At 65.5% G+C, this 18985-nt stretch carries 16 protein-coding genes; 13 read left to right on the top strand and 3 right to left on the bottom strand.

What is annotated here, in order from left to right; translation table 11 throughout:
- The first annotated feature begins 140 nt into the window (after positions 1 to 140).
- A complete protein-coding gene (locus ACM2ZB_RS04260; RefSeq protein ID WP_416057584.1) occupies positions 141 to 1682 on the top strand; it encodes an N-acetylmuramoyl-L-alanine amidase family protein in 1542 nt (513 codons plus the stop codon).
- 185 nt (positions 1683 to 1867) lie between these two features.
- Here the strand turns inward: ACM2ZB_RS04260 and ACM2ZB_RS04255 are convergent, their stop codons facing one another.
- Both ACM2ZB_RS04255 and trxB read right to left on the bottom strand, forming a co-directional pair.
- Entirely contained in the window at positions 1868 to 2101 is a 234-nt protein-coding gene (locus tag ACM2ZB_RS04255) for a hypothetical protein (protein ID WP_416057583.1), read from the bottom strand.
- A 330-nt stretch (positions 2102 to 2431) separates the two neighbouring features.
- Entirely contained in the window at positions 2432 to 3403 is a 972-nt protein-coding gene (gene trxB, locus ACM2ZB_RS04250) for a thioredoxin-disulfide reductase (protein ID WP_079221869.1), read from the bottom strand.
- Between the two features lie 233 nt (positions 3404 to 3636).
- Here trxB and ACM2ZB_RS04245 point away from each other — a divergent pair, with 233 nt between their 5' ends.
- From ACM2ZB_RS04245 to lolA, 3 genes are all read left to right on the top strand, one after another.
- The gene (locus ACM2ZB_RS04245; RefSeq protein WP_313440419.1) at positions 3637 to 6000 is read left to right on the top strand and encodes a DNA translocase FtsK; all 2364 of its coding nucleotides are present in this window, start codon (positions 3637 to 3639) and stop codon (positions 5998 to 6000) included.
- A 36-nt stretch (positions 6001 to 6036) separates the two neighbouring features.
- Positions 6037 to 7980, top strand: a complete 1944-nt coding sequence (locus ACM2ZB_RS04240; protein ID WP_416057582.1) for a DUF3857 domain-containing protein — start codon at positions 6037 to 6039, stop codon at positions 7978 to 7980.
- 111 nt (positions 7981 to 8091) lie between these two features.
- Positions 8092 to 8730 (top strand): outer membrane lipoprotein chaperone LolA, encoded by a 639-nt coding sequence (gene lolA / locus ACM2ZB_RS04235; protein ID WP_416057581.1) that lies wholly within the window; start codon positions 8092 to 8094, stop codon positions 8728 to 8730.
- A 90-nt stretch (positions 8731 to 8820) separates the two neighbouring features.
- On the opposite strand, the gene ACM2ZB_RS04230 is transcribed toward lolA, so the two are convergent.
- Complete coding sequence (locus ACM2ZB_RS04230; RefSeq protein ID WP_416057580.1) at positions 8821 to 10110, bottom strand: hypothetical protein; 1290 nt, start codon at positions 10108 to 10110, stop codon at positions 8821 to 8823.
- Between the two features lie 191 nt (positions 10111 to 10301).
- Here ACM2ZB_RS04230 and ACM2ZB_RS04225 point away from each other — a divergent pair, with 191 nt between their 5' ends.
- The 9 genes from ACM2ZB_RS04225 (at position 10302) to ACM2ZB_RS04185 (ending at position 18925) form a co-directional block, all read left to right on the top strand.
- Positions 10302 to 11579: a replication-associated recombination protein A gene (locus tag ACM2ZB_RS04225; RefSeq protein ID WP_416058621.1), complete on the top strand. Its 1278-nt coding sequence runs from the start codon at positions 10302 to 10304 to the stop codon at positions 11577 to 11579.
- Between the two features lie 173 nt (positions 11580 to 11752).
- Positions 11753 to 12145: a DUF805 domain-containing protein gene (locus ACM2ZB_RS04220; RefSeq protein WP_416057579.1), complete on the top strand. Its 393-nt coding sequence runs from the start codon at positions 11753 to 11755 to the stop codon at positions 12143 to 12145.
- A gap of 203 nt (positions 12146 to 12348) precedes the next feature.
- On the top strand, positions 12349 to 13359 hold the full coding sequence (locus ACM2ZB_RS04215) for an alpha/beta hydrolase (RefSeq protein ID WP_416057578.1): 1011 nt from the start codon (positions 12349 to 12351) through the stop codon (positions 13357 to 13359).
- A 122-nt stretch (positions 13360 to 13481) separates the two neighbouring features.
- Positions 13482 to 14861 (top strand): YncE family protein, encoded by a 1380-nt coding sequence (locus ACM2ZB_RS04210; protein ID WP_416057577.1) that lies wholly within the window; start codon positions 13482 to 13484, stop codon positions 14859 to 14861.
- A gap of 54 nt (positions 14862 to 14915) precedes the next feature.
- On the top strand, positions 14916 to 15971 hold the full coding sequence (locus ACM2ZB_RS04205) for a heme/hemin ABC transporter substrate-binding protein (protein WP_416057576.1): 1056 nt from the start codon (positions 14916 to 14918) through the stop codon (positions 15969 to 15971).
- Positions 15968 to 17011 (top strand): FecCD family ABC transporter permease, encoded by a 1044-nt coding sequence (locus tag ACM2ZB_RS04200; RefSeq protein ID WP_416057575.1) that lies wholly within the window; start codon positions 15968 to 15970, stop codon positions 17009 to 17011. The genes ACM2ZB_RS04205 and ACM2ZB_RS04200 overlap by 4 nt, the downstream gene beginning before the upstream one ends.
- Positions 17008 to 17769, top strand: a complete 762-nt coding sequence (locus ACM2ZB_RS04195; RefSeq protein WP_416057574.1) for a heme ABC transporter ATP-binding protein — start codon at positions 17008 to 17010, stop codon at positions 17767 to 17769. The genes ACM2ZB_RS04200 and ACM2ZB_RS04195 overlap by 4 nt, the downstream gene beginning before the upstream one ends.
- A 65-nt stretch (positions 17770 to 17834) precedes the next feature.
- The gene (locus ACM2ZB_RS04190; protein ID WP_416057573.1) at positions 17835 to 17996 is read left to right on the top strand and encodes a hypothetical protein; all 162 of its coding nucleotides are present in this window, start codon (positions 17835 to 17837) and stop codon (positions 17994 to 17996) included.
- 179 nt (positions 17997 to 18175) lie between these two features.
- The gene (locus ACM2ZB_RS04185) at positions 18176 to 18925 is read left to right on the top strand and encodes a hypothetical protein (RefSeq protein WP_416057572.1); all 750 of its coding nucleotides are present in this window, start codon (positions 18176 to 18178) and stop codon (positions 18923 to 18925) included.
- Positions 18926 to 18985 lie beyond the last annotated feature (60 nt).

Here is an 18985-nt window from a genome sequence, read left to right as displayed (position 1 = left end):
GATGTGTCGCTATGGGCTTGAGAAAAGTTTGAATTCTTCGGCTCTGTGTAAGGGTTGGCACAACATGCCTAGCCTGCTGGGCAAGGGTGAGGGGCGCGCCGCAATGGCGGTGCGTATCCATCCTCGAGGAGAAATCAGAGATGAAAGGACTGTGTCTGGCTGCCCTGGCGGTTGCTTCCGGCGCGATGTTTCCGCTACAGGTGTCGGCTTCTGGAATCCCGAGTTCTCCTGTGGTGGAAGGATCGGAGATCTATGCGGAGCTGGCGGCAATGCTCGAACGGGAAGTGGAAGTTCGGTTGACGCGTCATTTGCAGGAGCGAGGGAGGCTGCGCCAGGTGACGGTCGGGATAGTGTTTGAGCCCCGGAAGCACAGGATGGTGGTCAACTTTGGGCCTGGCTATCTCCCTGACAAAGACGCCGGATATGGCGAGCTCTTCCTTGAGCCGCTGGCCGCCGACCTACGGCGTTATTCAGAACGGTCAGGGTTGGAAATCCTTGATGTGGAATTCTTCTTTCAGGGTAGGCCCATCGAGGAGCATTTTCCCGAAGATCACACTCGGCGTGGGCTGGCGCAGACCCGATCGGCGCACAGCATGGCATTGGTGTCCTCTAGTCATGGATACATCGCCTTGCACCCGGGCAGAGAATGGGAGTTTCAGCGGCCGGCGCCACTCGGGCTGCAGGAAGACGTATTGAGCCCGGTGTACGGCGATGCGCTTCAGAAGCTACTGGAGCAGCGGAGTGGTTTGGCAGTTTATCGCGCTCGAAGCCGCTCGGTGGACCCTCATCCCGAGTCCACGCATCCTTGGGAGCACATGTCTGCCCGTTATCACTTGAAGGCGCTTCTGCCGGACCGGGCTGACATCTGGAATGAGCTGCCGAACAGTTCTGAAAGCGACCGTGAGGTGAAAGAGGATATCCGTGCTCGTCCCAACTACGCCAATCACCTGGGCGTCGACGTAATGCTGAGCTTGCATACGAATGGCAACGTTGATACGAGTGTGCGCGGTGCTGAGGTCTATTACCACCGCACCAAGCCGCAGGACAAAGCGCTGGGGGACAGCATTCTCTGTGGTATGCGTGAAATCATTCGCGCCCAAGAGGGCTATGAAAATTTTCCTGTCCGGGCGCAGTCGAATCCAGGCGGCCATGGTGAGAATCGCATCGGAATGATGCCCTCGGTAATCGTTGAGACCGCCTATCATTCCAATCCTGAAGATGTGGCGGCCCTGCAGGATCCCGTCTTTCGCACAGCCTCCATGAAGGGCGTCGAGAAAGGCTATCGACTTTTTCGCGAAGGCAAGGACTGCACTCCTCTCAAGGCTGAGCCAATCGATGGAATCAACCTTTTACAGGGTGACTCCCGGCAGGTTGACGTTGTGTTCGAGGGCTACCCTCAGTATCCGATTGAGCTGATCACCACCAACGTTGGTTGCCCGCCGGGCTGGATCTGCACGGGTGGGCGGGTGCGCATCGAGACCCCGGATACGAAGCCGAGTCAGATCACGCTTCGCTGCGAGAACGCGGGAAGCGCACCCGTATTCTGGAACACCCAGGTGGTCGACGATGATGGCGTCAAGTCACCGCCGGTGCGCCACTGGGTTCAGTGCATCCGCGGGCCGGGTGGTACGGTTGCAAGTCCCGGTGTCCCTGCCGGAGTCGAGCCTGCAACAGCAGGATGAAAAAACGGGCGCTTCCGCGCCCGTTTTCTTCAGTCGAGCATGGCTCGACCCTATCAAGGCCGGTTGAAGCCTTGTACTGAATTTCCCAATGCAAATCTGGAGAAAAATCCATGAAGGTGACTCGGGCACTTTGGCCTGCTCTAGGATCCATTCTTTTCATTGCTGGGGTGCTCGCAGCGCCGAAGTTACTCGCCAATCCTCGCGCTGAGGTGCTTGGGTCGCTGCGTCGCGACGCGCAGCTTGACGCGATACTGACCCTCAGGGCGCAGGAGATCCTGGATCGAATGGAGCGGCTTGAGGGGCAGTCCAACGATATCCGTGTGCAGGTCTCCTTCGACTTCAATGGGGGAGCGCTTCGGATTCACTTTGGTCCTGGGATCCTGCCGAATGACTACGGTGCCAGCTTTGAAGATCAGCATGACGAATTCCGTCATAGCCTGATCCACATTGCGCAAAAGGCTGCGCCAGTAAAGGAGATTACATTCCGCTACGACGGCCGCGAGATCGAAGCGTACTTCCCAGAAGTCAGGCAGGAGGCGGAGGATGCTCAGAGGGCGCACGTAAGGAAGTCGCGGGGCATGGGCACTCCCGATGCGGAGTGCATCCGCAGGCCAGGAGGTTCGGTTGCAAGTCCCGCTGTCCCGGCCGGGGGGGGCGAAGCTGCGACAGCAGGGTAAAAAAACGGGCGCTTTCGCGCCCGTTTTCCCTGGTCGAGCATGGCTCGACTCTACAACTGCAGGATCAAAGCCTCAGCTCGCCTTGCCCTGTGCATCCAGGTAGCGCTCGGCGTCCAGCGCGGCCATGCAGCCGAAGCCGGCTGAGGTGATCGCCTGGCGGTAGTGCTGGTCGGCCACGTCGCCGGCAGCAAACACACCTTCTACCGAGGTCTGGGTGGCGTTGCCGCCCAAGCCCGAGCGGATTTCCAGGTAGCCGTTGTTCATGGCCAGCTGGCCGTCGAACAGCTGGGTGTTCGGGTGGTGGCCGATGGCCACGAAGAAGCCGTGGGCGTCGATGTCACGGGTGCTGCCGTCCAGGGTCGACTTCACGCGCACGCCAGTCACGCCGGCGTCGTTGCCCAGCACTTCTTCCACCTGGTGGTGCCAGACGGTCTCGATCTTGCCGGCGGCCACCTTGGCGAACAGCTTGTCCTGCATGATCTTTTCCGCCTTCAGGGTGTCGCGGCGGTGGACCAGGTAGACCTTGCGGGCGATGTTGGACAGGTACAGGGCTTCTTCGACGGCAGTGTTGCCGCCGCCGACCACGACCACGTCCTGGTCACGGTAGAAGAAGCCGTCACAGGTGGCGCAGGCGGAGACGCCGCGGCCCTTGAAGGTCTCTTCGGTCGGGATGCCCAGGTACTTGGCGGTGGCGCCGGTGGAGATGATCAGGGCGTCACAGGTGTACTCGTGGCTGTCGCCGATCAGCTTGAACGGACGCTGGGACAGGTCGGCCGTATGGATGTGGTCGAAGATGACTTCGGTCTCGAAGCGCTCGGCGTGGGCCTGCATGCGCGCCATCAGGTCCGGGCCCATCAGGCCGTGGGCGTCACCCGGCCAGTTGTCCACCTCGGTGGTGGTCATCAGCTGGCCGCCCTGCTGCAGGCCGGTGATGACGACCGGCTTCAGGTTGGCACGGGCAGCGTAGACGGCGGCGGTCCAACCGGCCGGGCCGGAACCGAGGATGACGAGGCGCTGGTGGCGGGAGGGCAGGCTGGTGCTCATGTAAACTCGCGAAAAGGTAGATGGGACAAGGCGCTGGCGATGTTTGCGCAGCATCCTCGGCAGGTCATAGAGTGGCGGCTGGAACAGGGCGATTCAAGCCGATGAACAGAACGCCGTCACCCACCGGTGGTTTTGGCGCCTGTTGGCACCCTTGATGTCACCCGTGACTGAAAACTGACGCCGTCTCGTTTATTATCAAACACTAACAGCGCATTCCAAAGGTATGGTCTAAGGTGGCGAAGCAGGTCCCCGAACGCTCCAAGTCCGACGACAGCAAGGCCTCGCGTCGCACGGCGGCCGCGGCTACCAACACTGACAACCCCCGCCGTCAGCGCCTGTGGCGTGACCTGGGGCTGATCGCCATCGCCCCGGCGCTGCTGTATCTGGCCGCCAGCCTGTTCACCTATTCAGCCACCGATCCGGGCTGGTCGCACACCGGCAGCGTGGTCGCGCCGGTGCACAACATGGGCGGCCGCGCCGGTGCGTGGATTGCCGATGTGCTGCTGCAGCTGTTCGGCTACATCGCCTTCCTGCTGCCGGTGGTGCTGGGTGCGCTGGCCTGGATCGCTATGTTCGGCCTCAAGCGCGAGAGCAAGGGCGAGAACGACCTGGACCCGGCGCTGCGCCTGGTCGGTCTGGTTGGCTTCCTGATTGCCGGTACCGGCTTCCTGCACGTGCGCCTGTTCAGTGGGGATGTCTCCAGTGCCGGCGGCATCCTCGGCAAGCTGGTCGGCAATTCACTCAGCGTGGGCTTCGGCGCGCTGGGTGCGAACCTGTTCGTGCTGGTGCTGCTGCTGGCCTCGATCACCCTGGCTACGGGCCTGTCCTGGTTCGTGGTGATGGAAAAGATCGGCCGGGGGGTGATGTCCTTGGCCCCGCTGCTGGAGCGCAAGAAGGAACAGGCCACCGAGTGGCAGCAGACCCGCGCCATGCGCGAGGAGCGCCAGGAAGTGCGCAAGGCCGATGCCGAAGTACGCGCCAAGCGCGAGCCGGTGAAGATCGAGCCGCGTCCGGAGCCGGTGATCGAGAAGAGCGATCGGGCCAAGCGCGACACGCAGATTCCGATGTTCCGTGGCGTCAATGGCGACGGCTCGGACCTGCCGCCGCTGGCCCTGCTGGATGATCCCAAGCCGCAGCCGGTGGGCTACGACAAGGACACCCTGGACGCACTGTCGCGGCAGATCGAGTTCAAGCTGAAGGACTTCCGCATCGACGCTCAGGTGGTCGGTGCCAACCCCGGCCCGGTCATCACCCGTTTCGAGATCGAGCCGGCGCCGGGCATCAAGGTCAGCCAGATCAGCTCGCTGGACAAGGACATCGCCCGCGGCCTGTCGGTGAAGTCGGTGCGTGTGGTGGACGTCATTCCGGGCAAGTCGGTGATCGGCCTGGAGATCCCCAACGTCACCCGCGAGATGATCTATCTCTCCGAGCTGCTGCGTTCGAAGGAATACGACAAGTCGGCCAGCGTTCTGACCCTGGCGCTGGGCAAGGACATCGCCGGCCGCTCCACCGTGGCCGACCTGGCGCGCATGCCACACCTGCTGGTGGCCGGTACCACCGGTTCGGGCAAGTCCGTGGCGGTCAACGCCATGGTGCTCAGCCTGCTGTTCAAGGCCTCGCCGAAAGACCTGCGCATGCTGATGATCGACCCGAAGATGCTCGAACTGAGCGTCTACCAGGGTATTCCGCACCTGCTGGCGCCGGTGGTCACCGACATGAAGGAGGCCGCCAACGGCCTGCGCTGGTGCGTGGCCGAGATGGAGCGCCGCTACAAGCTGATGAGCGCGGTGGGCGTGCGCAACCTGGCCGGCTTCAACAAGAAGGTGAAGGACGCCCAGGACGCCGGCCAGCCGCTGATGGACCCGCTGTTCAAGCCGAACCCGGAGCTGGGCGAAGCCCCGCGCCCGCTGGAGACGCTGCCGTTCATCGTCATCTTCATCGACGAATTCGCCGACATGATGATGATCGTCGGCAAGAAGGTGGAAGAGCTGATCGCTCGCTTGGCACAGAAGGCGCGTGCGGCCGGCATCCACCTGATCCTGGCCACCCAGCGCCCGTCGGTGGACGTCATCACCGGCCTGATCAAGGCCAACATCCCGACCCGCATCGCCTTCCAGGTCAGCTCGAAGATCGATTCGCGCACCATCCTGGACCAGTCCGGCGCGGAAACCCTGCTGGGCCACGGCGACATGCTGTACCTGCCGCCCGGCACCGCCATGCCCGAGCGTGTGCACGGCGCGTTCGTCTCCGACGATGAAGTGCATCGCGTGGTCGAGCATCTCAAGGCGATGGGCCCGGCCGACTATGTCGATGGCGTGCTGGACGAAGTGCAGACGATGGGCGATGGCGTGGTGGTAGGTGCCACCGGCCTGCCGGAAACCAGTGCCGGCGGCGATGAGTCCGACCCGCTGTACGACGAGGCGCTGCGCGTGGTCACCGAGACCCGCCGCGCGTCCATTTCCGGTGTGCAGCGCCGCCTGAAGATCGGCTACAACCGTGCAGCACGACTGATCGAGGCCATGGAAGCGGCCGGTGTGGTCAGTGCCCCCGAACACAATGGCGACCGTACGGTGCTGGCACCGCCGCCGCCGAAGTAAGCCCTGCCGCACCCACGACGTCCAAGGAACCGACGCATGCTTCGACCCGCTCCCTGCGCGCTGGCGCTGGCCTGCCTGTTGGCCGCCGGCCCGGCCCTGGCTGGCGCTGCGGCCACCGCTTCGGTGCCGACCCCGGCGCCGCCGTCCACCAGCAGCGATGCCGAAGCCAGCAACAACTTCAGCTTCGTCCGCTACCGCGCCGATTACCAGGTGCGGCCGGATGCGGGCAATGTGCAGTCCGAAACCTACGAAATCCTGCTCAAGACCAAGGCCGCGGTGGAGCAGTTCAGCCAGGTGCGGCTGAGCTACAGCGAAAAGATGGAAACCCTGGAGGTGGTCAGCGCCTACACGCTGACCGCCGACGGCCAGCGCCGTGATGTGCCGGCCGACCGCATCTACACCCAGGAAAGCTATTCCAGCGCGGCCGCGGCCATGTACGCCGACCGCAAGGTGCGGGTGATCGTATTCCCCAACCTGGCCCCGGGCACGCGCCTGGTCTACCAGCTGCGCCGTACCCAGCAGACCCCGTACTTCCCCGGCTACTTCGGCCTGTGGGAGACCTTCAATGTGTTCACCCAGTACGACGATGCCGAGGTGACCCTCAGCGCGCCGGCCAACCTGCCCATGTACGTGGACAGCCGGGGCGTGCAGGGCAGTGACCGCCCCGCCATCAGGAATGGGCAGGCACAGTGGCGCTGGCGTTACCAGCGGCGCGAGCCGATGGCCGCGCAGAACTGGTCGGCGGCGGTGTGGGAATTCGGCCCGAACATCATGGCCAGTACCTATAAGGACTGGGCGCAGATGGGCCGCGCCTACCAGCTCAAGGCCGGCGAAGCCGCGCAGGTCACCCCGCAGATCCAGGCGCTGGCCGATGAAGTGACTGCCGGCATCAGCGACCGCAAGGCGCAGGCCGACGCGCTGTACCGCTGGGTGGCGCAGAACATCCGCTATGTGGCGGTGTACCTGGGCAACGGCGGGCTGGAGCCCAACAGCGCGCAGAGCATCCTCGACAACCACTATGGCGACTGCAAGGACCACGTGGCGATCCTGGAGGCGCTGCTGGCCGCCAAGGGCATCGCCAGCTCGCCGGTGCTGATCGGTGCCGGTGGCGGCCCGACGCTGCCGAGCATTCCGGTGCTGGGCCGCTTCAACCACGCGATCACCTATGTGCCCGAATTCGATCTGTACCTGGATTCGACCAGTGCCTGGGCGCGCTTTGGCCAGTTGCCCGATGGCGACCTGGGCGCGCCGGTGCTGCATACCCGCGATGCCACCCTGGCGCGCACGCCCGCCAATGACCCGCAGCGCAACGCCACGGTGATGGATGTGCGTTTCACCTTCGACGCGCAGGGCAACCTGCGCGGTGAAACCGTGCCGCAGCTGGGCGACAACGCCGAGATCGGCATGCGCGCGCAGTTTGCCCAGCTCAACGCGCAGAACCGTGCGCGGGCCGAAGAATCGATCATGGCCGCCTCCGGTTTCGACGGCCGCGGCCAGCTGCAGCTGCAGGGCGTGCCGGTGGACCTGACCCGTCCGTTCGGGTATCGCATGGCCTTCCAGGCTGAGGACTACGTGGATTTCGGCGTGGCCGGCGGCATGGCCGTGCCCGACCCGCCGGGCGGTGAATCGGTGCGCGGGCTGTACGCCACTGCCTCGGCGCCAGACAACCAGACCCCGTTCTACTGCAACGCCAGCCTGCGCGAAGAGACCTACCGTCTGCAGTTCCCGGACAACGCACCGATCATCGCCATCCCGGCCAGCCAGCGCTTCACCAATGCCGCTGGCGACTACCAGGTGGACTGGAGCCGCAAGGGCCAGGAAGTGACCGTGCACCACCGCCTGCAGCAGAACGCCGTTCGCGGCGCCGACGCGCTGTGCCAGCCGCAGGATTACGCCGCCTTCCGTGCGTTGTACCGCGAGGTGCGCCGCGGCTTCCGTGGGCAGGTGCTGTACGGCAGATTGCCGGCCAGCGGCAACTGAATCGCCGATGCACGCGCGGGGCGGCATAATGTCGCCCTGATCGCCCATTCATCTTTGCACGGGCACACTGGCACTCAACTTTCCTGGCGCCCGCGCCCACAGGATTCCTGCATGAACAACCGCCTCCGCCGTTTCCTCGCCACCACCACCCTGGCCGTGGCCTGCGCCGCTGCCGGCAGTGCCTGGGCCGGCGCCCGCGACGACCTGAAGACCTTCACCAGCGGCCTGAAAGGCCTGGATGGCCAGTTCAGCCAGCAGGTGTTCGACAGCCGCGGCAAGGTGAAGGAATCCACCAGTGGCCGCGTCGCCCTGTCGGCGCCGCGCCTGTTCCGCTGGGAATACGTGCGCCCGCATGAACAGCTGATCGTGGCCGACGGCAAGAAGGTCTGGATGTACGAGCCGGACCTGGAGCAGGCCACCGTGCGCGAGCAGGGCAAGGAAGAGCAGAACAGCCCGCTGACCGCGCTGATCAATCCCGCGCTGCTGGAACAGCAGTACGACCTGAGCGAAGAAGGGGCCAAGCGTGATGGCCTGCAGTGGCTGTCACTGTCGCCCAAGCGCGATACCGAAGCCAGCTTCCAGTACGCCGCGCTGGGCTTCAACGCCCAGGGCCTGGCCAAGATGGAAATCACCGACGCCGTCGGGCAGCGCACTGTGATCACCTTCAGTGGCTGGAAGCGCAACCCCGGCTTCGCCGCAGGCACCTTCAGCTTCACCCCGCCGAAGGGAACCGACGTCATCGGCAATTGAGGTGTGACGCCGGGCATGGCCCGGCGCTACCCATGGCCCGACCCGCCGCTCTGGTAGGTGCGAACTTTGGTTGGCACGCCTAGAGCTGCTTCATCCGTTGTCCGGATGAATGATGATCTCCCAGCGGCTGCCATCAAATCGCGCCAGATCCCACGATGTCAGAACCCACAGCGCGCCATCGGCTGAGCTGATATCGATGATGGTTGCGTTCCTCAGCTCCTGTGGCAGGCCCGTCAACAAGCGCTCAACGCCCCCGGATTCGGGGCAATACGTGAATATCCCGCTGTTTGATCCGATGTAGATCAATGTCTCGTGCTGGGCGGCACAGTAGAAATCAATGTCCTCGCTGATCTCATGGAGCGGGCATGCAAAACCTGTCGAGATATCGCCCACGACGATGGTCGATTGGTGGCCGACTGCGAAGATACCGCTGCCGTCAGTCATCATTGCATGCACCAAGTGCGAGGTGGTTACCGGCTCCGAAATCTGCCAGGTCGAACCATTCCAGTGCGCGATCAGTCCGTGCAGGCCCACCGCATACAGGTCGTCATATCCCGATCCGCACAGATCATTCAACATTCCCGCTGAAAGATTGGCGACCTGCTCGATGATGGAGCCATAGCGTTGATCGCGGAGCTGGGAATTCGTGTATTCAAACCTGCGGCGAAGGACTGCTTCGCGCTCTGCAGGATCCGGTGGTAGCGGATGGGCGTGATCTGCCTCCAGCAGATGGCCGACGCAGTCGAGCCAGCTCTCGAAGTCGTCGAGAACGTCATCGTCCTCAGCGTCAATCTTCTTTCGCGCAGGGAATTCGGCGGGAAGCTGGCGCCACCCAATTGGGGTGCGATGGAAGATCATCCCGCCGACGCCACAGCAGAAGAGATCTTCGCCCACGCGCCGAAGGGCAGTGAGGCCACCCGAAAATTCGGGGCCCTCGGGCGAGATGTACTCTGTCGTTGCGCCGACTCGAGAGTAGTCCTCCAGCTGCCCATAGAAATCCAGTGCGAGCACCCGCCGAGGACGGCCGTTCTTCTCGGGTACAAACTGCACGGACATGACCTGAAAGTCTGGCAGGTCATGGTGGAACCACTCTTCTTTAGGTGAGCGGCCGAAAATGAACATCCGCGAAGGCGGGCCGGGATCCGGGTCGTAGTACTCGTGCCCAGGGCCAATCGCCGCAGCCAGGTAGTAGATATCGGCATCGACCGCGCAGCCGGCAACGAATTCAAGCACATTGGATTCTGGGTCGCGCACGCGTAGGTCCTGGCTGGTTGAACCCGGCATTTTCGGCAACTGGATACGCCGTGGGCTGCTGCGGGCTGGGATGCCTTGTTGAATCAGTGACTTACCATTGGCGCGGCTGTAACGCTGGCAGGTCATTTCCGACACCTGGCCCGCCGGGCATGGCCCGGCGCTACCGATGCAGGGGCCACTGGCTTTGGTAGGTGCCAACCTTGGTTGGTACGCTCTCGCGGTACAATGTCCCGGTGCCAAGACATCGTTCCACTTCCTTCCCCGGCCCCGATCTGCTGAGCGTTGATCGGGATCACCTGCGCCCGCTGGCCGAGCGCATGCGCCCGCGCACCCTCGACGAAATGGTCGGGCAGAAGCGCCTGCTGGCGCCGGAAAGCGCGCTGCGCCGCGCGGTCGAATCCGGCCGCGTGCATTCGATGATCCTGTGGGGGCCGCCGGGCTGCGGCAAGACAACGCTGGCGCTGTTGCTGGCCGAATATTCCGACGCCGAATTCCGCGCCATCTCCGCCGTGCTGTCCGGCCTGCCGGAAGTGCGCCAGGTGCTGGCCGAGGCCGCGCAGCGTTTCGCCGAAGGCCGGCGCACCGTGCTGTTCGTGGACGAAGTGCACCGCTTCAACAAGGCCCAGCAGGATGCCTTCCTGCCGCACATCGAGCGCGGCACCATCCTGTTCGTCGGCGCCACCACCGAAAACCCGTCCTTCGAGCTGAACTCCGCACTGCTGTCGCGCTGCCGCGTGCACGTGCTGGAAGGTGTGTCGCCCACCGACATTGTCGAGGCGCTGGAGCGTGCACTGGGCGATAGCGAGCGTGGCCTGGGCGAAGAGCACATCGAAGTCGCGCCCGAGCTGCTGCTGGAAATCGCCACCGCAGCCGATGGCGACGTGCGCCGTGCCCTGACCCTGCTGGAAATCGCTGCCGAACTGGCGGGCGGGGAGGGCGGTCGCATCACCCCGCAGACCCTGACCCAGGTGCTGGCTGACCGCACCCGCCGCTTCGACAAGGGCGGCGAGCAGTTCTACGACCAGATTTCGGCGCTGCACAAATCCGTTCGCAGTTCCAACCCCGATGCCGCACTTTACTGGCTGACCCGCATGCTTGATGGCGGCTGCGATCCGTCCTATCTGGCGCGCCGCCTGACCCGCATGGCCATCGAAGATATCGGCCTGGCCGACCCGCGCGCGCAGAGCATGGCGCTGGAAGCCTGGGACATCTACGAGCGGCTGGGCAGCCCGGAAGGCGAACTGGCCTTTGCCCAGCTGGTGCTCTATCTGGCCAGCACCGCCAAGTCCAATGCCGGCTACGCCGCCTTCAACCAGGCCAAGGCCGATGTACGCGAGAGCGGCACCGAAGAAGTGCCACTGCACCTGCGCAACGCACCAACCAAGCTGATGAAGGAACTGGGCTACGGCGCCGAGTACCAGTACGACCACGACGCCGAAGGTGGTATCGCTCTGGACCAGACGGGCTTCCCGGATGCGATGGGTGAGCGGGTGTACTACAACCCGGTGCCGCGCGGCCTGGAAATCAAGCTGAAGGAAAAGCTGGACCGGCTGCGCGCCGAACGCGAAGCGGCAAGAGCCGCCAAGGGCCGCTGACCCGCGCTTCTGTAGAGTCGAGCCATGCTCGACTGCTTTCGAGGGCGTCGAATGCGTCTGTAGGGTCGAGCAAGCTCGACTGGAAGCAGCAGTCACATATCTCTCAACGCTGCATTTGTCGCGCACGCGACCATTTGGCACACTGCGCGGCTCATTGATCAAGGACCGATGCCATGGAACAGCTGATTCTGCCGTTGAAGCGCTACGCCCAGTTCGAGGGCCGCGCCAACCGCCGCGAGTACTGGATGTTCCAGTTGTTCCTCCTGTTGGCGACCGCAGCCGTATCCCTGCTGGCCGGCGTGCTGGCCATCATCATGCATTCCAACGAGAGCGCGCTGGCGGCCATCGTGATGGGCCTGATGGCGCTGCTCGGCCTGATGTGGCTGGCCACCATCGTGCCGCTGATTGCCGTGACCGTGCGCCGCCTGCACGACTGCAACCAGTCCGGCTGGCTGTACCTGCTGGCGCTGGTGCCCGGTGGCGGCGTGGTAATCCTGGTGTTTGCGCTGTTGCCAGGCACGCCGCAGGAGAATCGTTACGGCCCGGTGCCGCCGGAGTTCGGCTGAGCCCGTACCACACCGCGTTCGCCGGGCATGGCCCGGCGCTACCGATGTATCTGCCGGGGTAGCGCCGGGCCATGACCGGCGGCGTTGGTTGGCGCGCGCGCGATACACAGTGTGACGTTTGATCGATGTGATAATCATTCGCGTTTAAGGTAGACTGCGGTCCCTTGATGAAGAGGCGGCCGCGCCCGCCGCAACCGTCACCCATGATGTTGTCCGCACGTTCCCTCGGCTGTCTGGCCGCCCTGATGATGGGGGTCTTGATGGCTGCTCCCTACGCCCATGCGCAGCAGCGCAACCCGCAGCAGCTGATGGGCCGCACCGTGCTCGACGAGCCGGCGGCCAGCTACCGGTTCGAGCGTTTCGTGATCAAAAGCCCCGACCAGCAGCGCACCTGGCGGGTGAACGTGGCGATCCCGGCCAAGGCCTCCAAGACTCCGTCGCCGGTGCTGTACGCACTGGATGGCAATGCCGTCGCCATGGTGCTGGACCAGCCGCTGCTGGCCGAGCTGGCCGCCACCCAGGCGCCGCCGGTGCTGGTGCTGATCGGCTACGACAACGAGCTGCGCATCGACTCGCCTGCACGCACCCGGGACTACACCGCCTGGATCGACCGCGCCGATGACGAGGGCGGCACGACCCAGGCCGTCGGTGGGGGTGCCGACGCCTTCCTCGACCTGATCGAGCGCCGCATCAAGCCCGAAGTGGAGCGCCGGGCAAGGATCGATACCCGGCAGCAGGCCCTGTGGGGCCATTCGCTGGGCGGCCTGTTCGTGCTCAATGCGCTGTACACCCGCCCGGCGGCGTTCCAGAGCTACCTGGCCGCCAGCCCATCGCTGTGGTGGAGCCAGGGCGCGGCGCTGGGTGATCCCGAACAGCAGTTCGTGCAGAACGTGCACGGCCAGACGGCCAAGGTCTGGTTGATGCTGGGCGGCGCCGAGCGTGTGGGTGACCGCGGCAAGCGCGACATGAACAACCCGCGCGTGGTCGCGCATCTGCGCCGCATCGGTGGCGCCACCCCGGATGCGGCCATGCAATTGTCCACGCGGCTGGCCAAGGTGCCGGGCATGAGCGTGCAGTACCGCGAGTTCCCCGGCCTGGGCCACGGACCGATGCTGCCGGCGTCCTTCCATGCCGCCCTGCACGAACTGTATGGCGTGACCGATCGCAGCGTGGAGGACGGCAAGGCGCCGCCCGCCGCCAGCACTGCAGAGTGAATCCCCCGCACGGCGTGGCCGTGCGACCCCACTACCCAGGCACGGCTGACGAAGTGCAGCGGCCCAGGCAACCGATGAATCCCGCGCCACGTGGCGCGGCCTACGTGTGCAAGGAGCCTTCCATGTCGTTTCGTCCGTCCCTCCGCCTGACTTCCCTGGCCGCCGGCCTGCTGTTGGCGGTCACCGCCACCGCCCAGCCGGTGTTCGACCAGCCGGCCAACGCCACCTTCAAGGGCGAGGTGATCTCACGCGGTGAGAACGTCGTGCCCGGCAGTACCGCCGATGTGATCGGCCGCGGCTTCGTGCCGGGCCAGCAGGTCAGCCTGCTGCGGGGCGACAGCGTGCTCAACGCGCAGCCGGTGGTGGTCGATGCCGATGGCAACTTCAAGACCCAGCTGGCCATCCCGGCCGACGCCGTGCCGGGTACCCACCCGGTGGTGGTGCGCGCCAGCCAGCCGGCCGCCGCCACCGTGCTGAAGCTGCGCGTTTCGCCGCAGCTGCCGCTGTCGGGCCAGCAGCAGTTCGCCACCCAGTCCAACAAGCTGGTCCAGGGCCTGTACCAGTCCGCCTACAGCGCGGCCAGCAACGCGGTGTTCGTCACCTCGGCCGTGGGCCGCCCGCCGGTCACCCAGTCGCAGCTGCTGAAGCTGGACCCGAAGACGCTGAAGGTGACCAAGGCGATCACCCCGGCGCAGGTGCCGGGCACCCGCAATGGTGCGGTGTACGCGGTCTATGGCGTGGGCGTGGATGACACCAACGGCATTGTGTGGGTCACCAACACCCGGCAGAACTCGATCGCGGTCTACCGCCAGAAGGACCTGTCGCTGGTCCACCAGTTCCCGGTGGACACCGTGCCGCACGCACGCGATGTCGTGGTTGATGGCACGCACGGCAAGGTGTTCGCCTCGGCCACCGGCGAAGACCACCTGTCGGTGTTCGATGCCAAGACCCTGAAGGAACTGCCGTCCATCACCCTGGAATCGGGCGTGGACGAAGGCAAGTTCACCCCGATGAGCCTGGTGCTGGATGAAAAGGCCGGCAAGCTGTTCACCGTCAGCATCGGTACGCCCGAAGCCGCAGTGATCGACGTGGCCAGCGGCCAGGTCGACAAGGTCATCGACCTGGGCAATTCCATCAGTGCCTCCGGCGTGGCCTTCGATGCGCAGAACAACCGCCTGTACGTGGCCTCGCAGGGCACCGACAACCTGCTGATCGTCGATGTGGCCGCCGGCAAGGTGGTGCACGATGTGCCGGTCGGCGCCGGTGCGCTGAACGTCGCCTTCGATGACAAGAGCGGCCTGGCCTATGTCACCAGCCGTGGCGCGGGCACCGTCACCATCGTCGATCGCGACGGCAAGGTGGTCGGCAACCTCGATGGCGGCACCTTCCCCAACCACGTCCGTGCCGATGGCAAGGGCAGCGTGTTTGCGGTGAACAAGTCGCGCGGCGCTGACGATGCCAAGGGCGACCGCATCACCCGCATCACCCCGCGCCAGCCGTAAGCCCACGTGCCGGGCGAGGGCAGTGCCTTCGCCCGGCCAGCAAGGAGAACCTGCATGAACATCGCTTCCCGCCTGCGCCTGTGTGCGCTCCCGCTGGCTGTTTCAATGGCCCTGGCCGCCTGTGGTGGCAACGCGCCTGCGCCGTCTGCCACCGAAGGCAGCGCCCAGGCCGCGCCCGATGCCGCCAGCAAGGACGGGCCTGCTGCACTGCCTGCAGGCTGGCAGCGGGTTGCCGGTGCGGAGGTGCCTTCGCTGCAGGACCAGAAGGCATCGCTGCCGGCCAAGGTGCAGTCCGATGATGGCGCCGATGTGGAAGTCTCCGACGCCAGCCGCATCATTGCCGGTGGCGACGATGTGATCGCCGTGCTTGAAGCACTGGGCGCGGGCAAGCAGGTCTTTGCCGCACCTACCAATACCACCACCCAGGCGGGTCTGGCCGCGCCGCACCAGTTCCTGTTCAACCGCACCACCGGCGTGGAAGGCGTGCTGAGCCTGCATGGCTCGCTGTTCCTGGGCAACAGCCTGCGCCGCCATACCGAGCTGGCCAGGAAGCTGCGCGAAGTGGGCGAGCCGGCCGTGGTCATCGACGATCTGCAGCCGGCGCCGGACAAGGTGCGCAAGATCGCCAGTGCTGTCGGCCTGGCCGATGCCGGGCAGGTGCTGGCCACCCAGGTGCAGCGCCAGCTGGACGAGGCCGCTGCCATCGGCAAGACGCTCAAGCACGCCCCGCGCATCATCCATGTTTCGGCCACCGGTGCAGGTGGCCAGCCGACCGTGGCCGGTGCCGACAGTGCCTCGGCGCAGCTGATGGCGCTGGCCGGCGGGGTCAACATCGGCACCGAAGCCGGGGTGAAGAACTATTCGCAGCTGAGCAACGAAGGCGTGGTGGCTGCGGCGCCCGAGGTGATCCTGGTCACCGAGCATGACCTGCAGCAGTTCGGTGGCGCCGAAGGCCTGTGGAAGGCCTATCCCACCCTGAAGCAGACCCCGGCCGGTGCGGCCAACCGGGTCTGGGTGATGCCGGATGTGCAGTTGAAGTACACCAGCATCGGGTCCGGCGCCGGTGCGCTGGCCCTGGCCAAGGCCCTGGCGGCGCTGCCGCCGGCATGAGTCCGGCTGATCGGCGCCGCCGTCGCGGGCGGGTGATGCTGCTGGTGGCGCTGCTGGCCCTGCTGGGGGCAGTGCTGGCGTCGTTCGCGATGGGGCCGCTGCGCCTGCCGCCATTGGAAGTACTGCAGGCCGTTGGGGTGAAGCTGGGCCTGCTGGATCCGCAGGCGGTCAGCAGCCGTGATCTTGCCGTGGTGTGGCAGCTGCGCATTCCGCGCGCCCTGCTGGGGGCCATGGTGGGAGCGGCACTGGCGATGGCCGGCGCAAGCCTGCAGGGCCTGTTCGGCAACCCACTGGCAGACCCCGGCATCGTTGGCGTCAGCCAGGGTGCGGCGCTGGGCGCCGTGGCGGCCATCGTGCTGGGCGCGGCGGGCGCAGCGGGGTGGCTGGTGCCGGTCGCGGCCTTCGGCGGCGGCGCGCTGGCGATCGGCCTGACCTATGCGTTGGCGCGGCCGGGAAAAGGTAGCGGCAATGCCACGCTGCTGCTGGTGGGCATTGCCATGGCCGCGTTCTGCTCGGCGCTGATCGGCTTTCTGACGTACATCGCCAGCGAAAGCGAACTGCAGTCGCTGGTGTTCTGGCAGATGGGCTCCTTGGCGCGGGCCAACTGGTCGGATGTGGCGGCGGTGCTGCCGCTGTTTGCCATCGGCGTGTTCGCACTGCTGCGCCTGGCCACGCCGCTGGACATGCTGGCGCTGGGTGAGCGCCAGGCCCAGCACCTGGGCCTGGATGTCGCGCGTACGCGGCGCCGGCTGGTGGCCTTCAGTGCGCTGCTGGTCGGGGCGGCCGTTGCCTTTGCCGGCTCGATCAGTTTTGTGGGTTTGGTAGTGCCGCACGTGGCGCGCCTGCTGGTGGGTCCTGGTCATCGCTGGCTGCTGCCGTTGTCGGGCGTGCTGGGCGCGGTGCTGATCGTCATTGCCGATACCGCTGCACGCACGCTGGACCCGCCGGCGGAGATTCCGCTGGGCCTGTTCTCGGCCGCGCTGGGTGCGCCGTTCTTCCTGTGGCTGGTCCTGCAGCAGCGTCGCAAGGCCGCGCCATGACCGCGTTCCTGCAACTGCACGAGGTGGTGGTGCGGCGCCAGCAGCGCGAGATCCTGCACGGCATCACGCTGGCGTTCGAGCCGGGCACGGTCACCGCCCTGGTCGGCCCCAATGGCGCCGGAAAATCCACCCTGTTGGCGGTGGCGGCCGGTGACCTGCGCCCGGATGAGGGCGAGGTGCACCTGCACGATAAGCCGCTGCGCAGCTACAAGGCGGGCCCGCTGGCGCGCGAGCGCGCGGTGATGCCGCAGGAACACGGCGTGCGCTTTGCCTTCAGCGTGGAAGAAGTGGTGGCGATGGGGCGCTTGCCGCACCCGCCAGACCCGCCTCTGGATGACGCGAAGGTGGAAGCGGCCATCGATGCCGCCGAGCTGCAGGCGCTGCGCCTACGCGAAGTGCAGCAGCTTTCCGGTGGCGAGTCTGCCCGCACGACATTCGCGCGTGTGCTGGCGCAGGACACGCCGTTGCTGCTGCTGGATGAGCCCACTGCTGCGCTGGATCTGCGCCACCAGGAACGCACGCTGCGCAGTGTGCGTGCCTGTGCGCAAGCCGGTACCTGCGTGATCGTGGTGTTGCACGATCTGAATCTGGCCGCCGGCTATGCCGATCGCATCGTGCTGCTGGAGCAGGGCAGGGTGGCGGCCGATGGCACGCCCTTGCAGGTACTGACCGAAGCGAACCTGCAGCGTGTGTACCAGCAGGATGTGGTGGTGCTTGAGCATCCGCGCCGTGGTGTGCCGCTGGTGGTGGTCACCTGACCATGTGAGGGCATGCTTGGCCCGGTCGCCGTATGATGGGTTCATCGGACCTCAAAGGAATGAGCATGAACTCCATCGTCCTGCGCGCCACGTTGGCTGTCGCGATGTCGGGTGCCGTGGCAGCTGCTGCGGCAGCGCCTGTGCTGACCGAGGTCTCCTTGTTGGAGGCTGCCAGCACGGCCTCAACGCTGGAAACCCGGCATTTAGAAGGGGGGCGAGAGCGTTGACCGGCTGGGTGCCAGCGAGCGGCGACGCATCAAAAATGCTTGCCGAAGCACGCGCACCTCATGACTGGCAGTGATGCGCCTTGAGGCGCAGCCTGCGGTTGCTGGCCTGATGCGGTAAAGCGTCGTTGTGCATCGCGACGTATTATTGGCGGTTCGTTTTTCTCAACGGACTGACCCCCATGAAGCATCATTTCCCCCGCACCGCACTGCTGGTATCGCTGGTCGCAGTGGCCTGCAGTGCGCACGCCGCGTCCACCCGCACGGTGTCGATCGAAAAGGAGGCCGATCAGGCCACGTCGATCGAAACGCGGAGTGCAAGCCGCGCAGGCGTCGCGCCCAATCTGTTCACCACGCACTACTTCACCGGCGGCGCGATGATGATGGCCTGGGGCGATCAGCGCGTGCTGCTGCTGTGCAAGAAGTCGGCCTACCTGAAACTGCCGGGCATGAAGCCTGCGGCCAGCGAGCTGCCGCTGGAGAAGCGGCAGATGGTGGGCTATGAAGCGATGATGGCCGGCTACGGCGGTATCGCCGCCATTGGCGGTTTGGTTGATGGCTCGATTGCAGTAGCCGACGATGGCAGTGAGGTGCGGCGCCAGGCGGAGCGCAGCTGGGCCTACGGCATCGAGCGCTACGATGTGATCAGCCAGCGCATGCCCGATGGTGCACTGCGCGTACGGGCGCTGAAAACCGCGACGGTGAACAACGCAAAGCCGTCCAAGCCGGGTGACCGCTTCAGCACCGATGAGGACCAGGCCGCGCGTCTGGCTGAGCTGGGTGAAGTGGGTAGCTGGACCGAGATTACGATGTACAACACGCCCAAGCGCGGCGACGTTGATCCGGACTTCTCGCTGAAGGACTGGGTGTCGGTCACCGGTGACCATGCTGCGACGGTGGCCGAGGCGCGCCGGATCAACGGCTGCGAGTGATGCTCGTTGTGGGGGTCGGAGCCCTCGGCTGTGCCAAGGAATCCGACCCCTTGGCCGCCC

The organism is Stenotrophomonas maltophilia, assembly GCF_047782825.1.
Lineage (GTDB): Bacteria > Pseudomonadota > Gammaproteobacteria > Xanthomonadales > Xanthomonadaceae > Stenotrophomonas.
The sequence above is the reverse complement of the archived record's forward strand: the minus strand, read 5'-3'. Positions and strand labels throughout refer to the sequence as shown.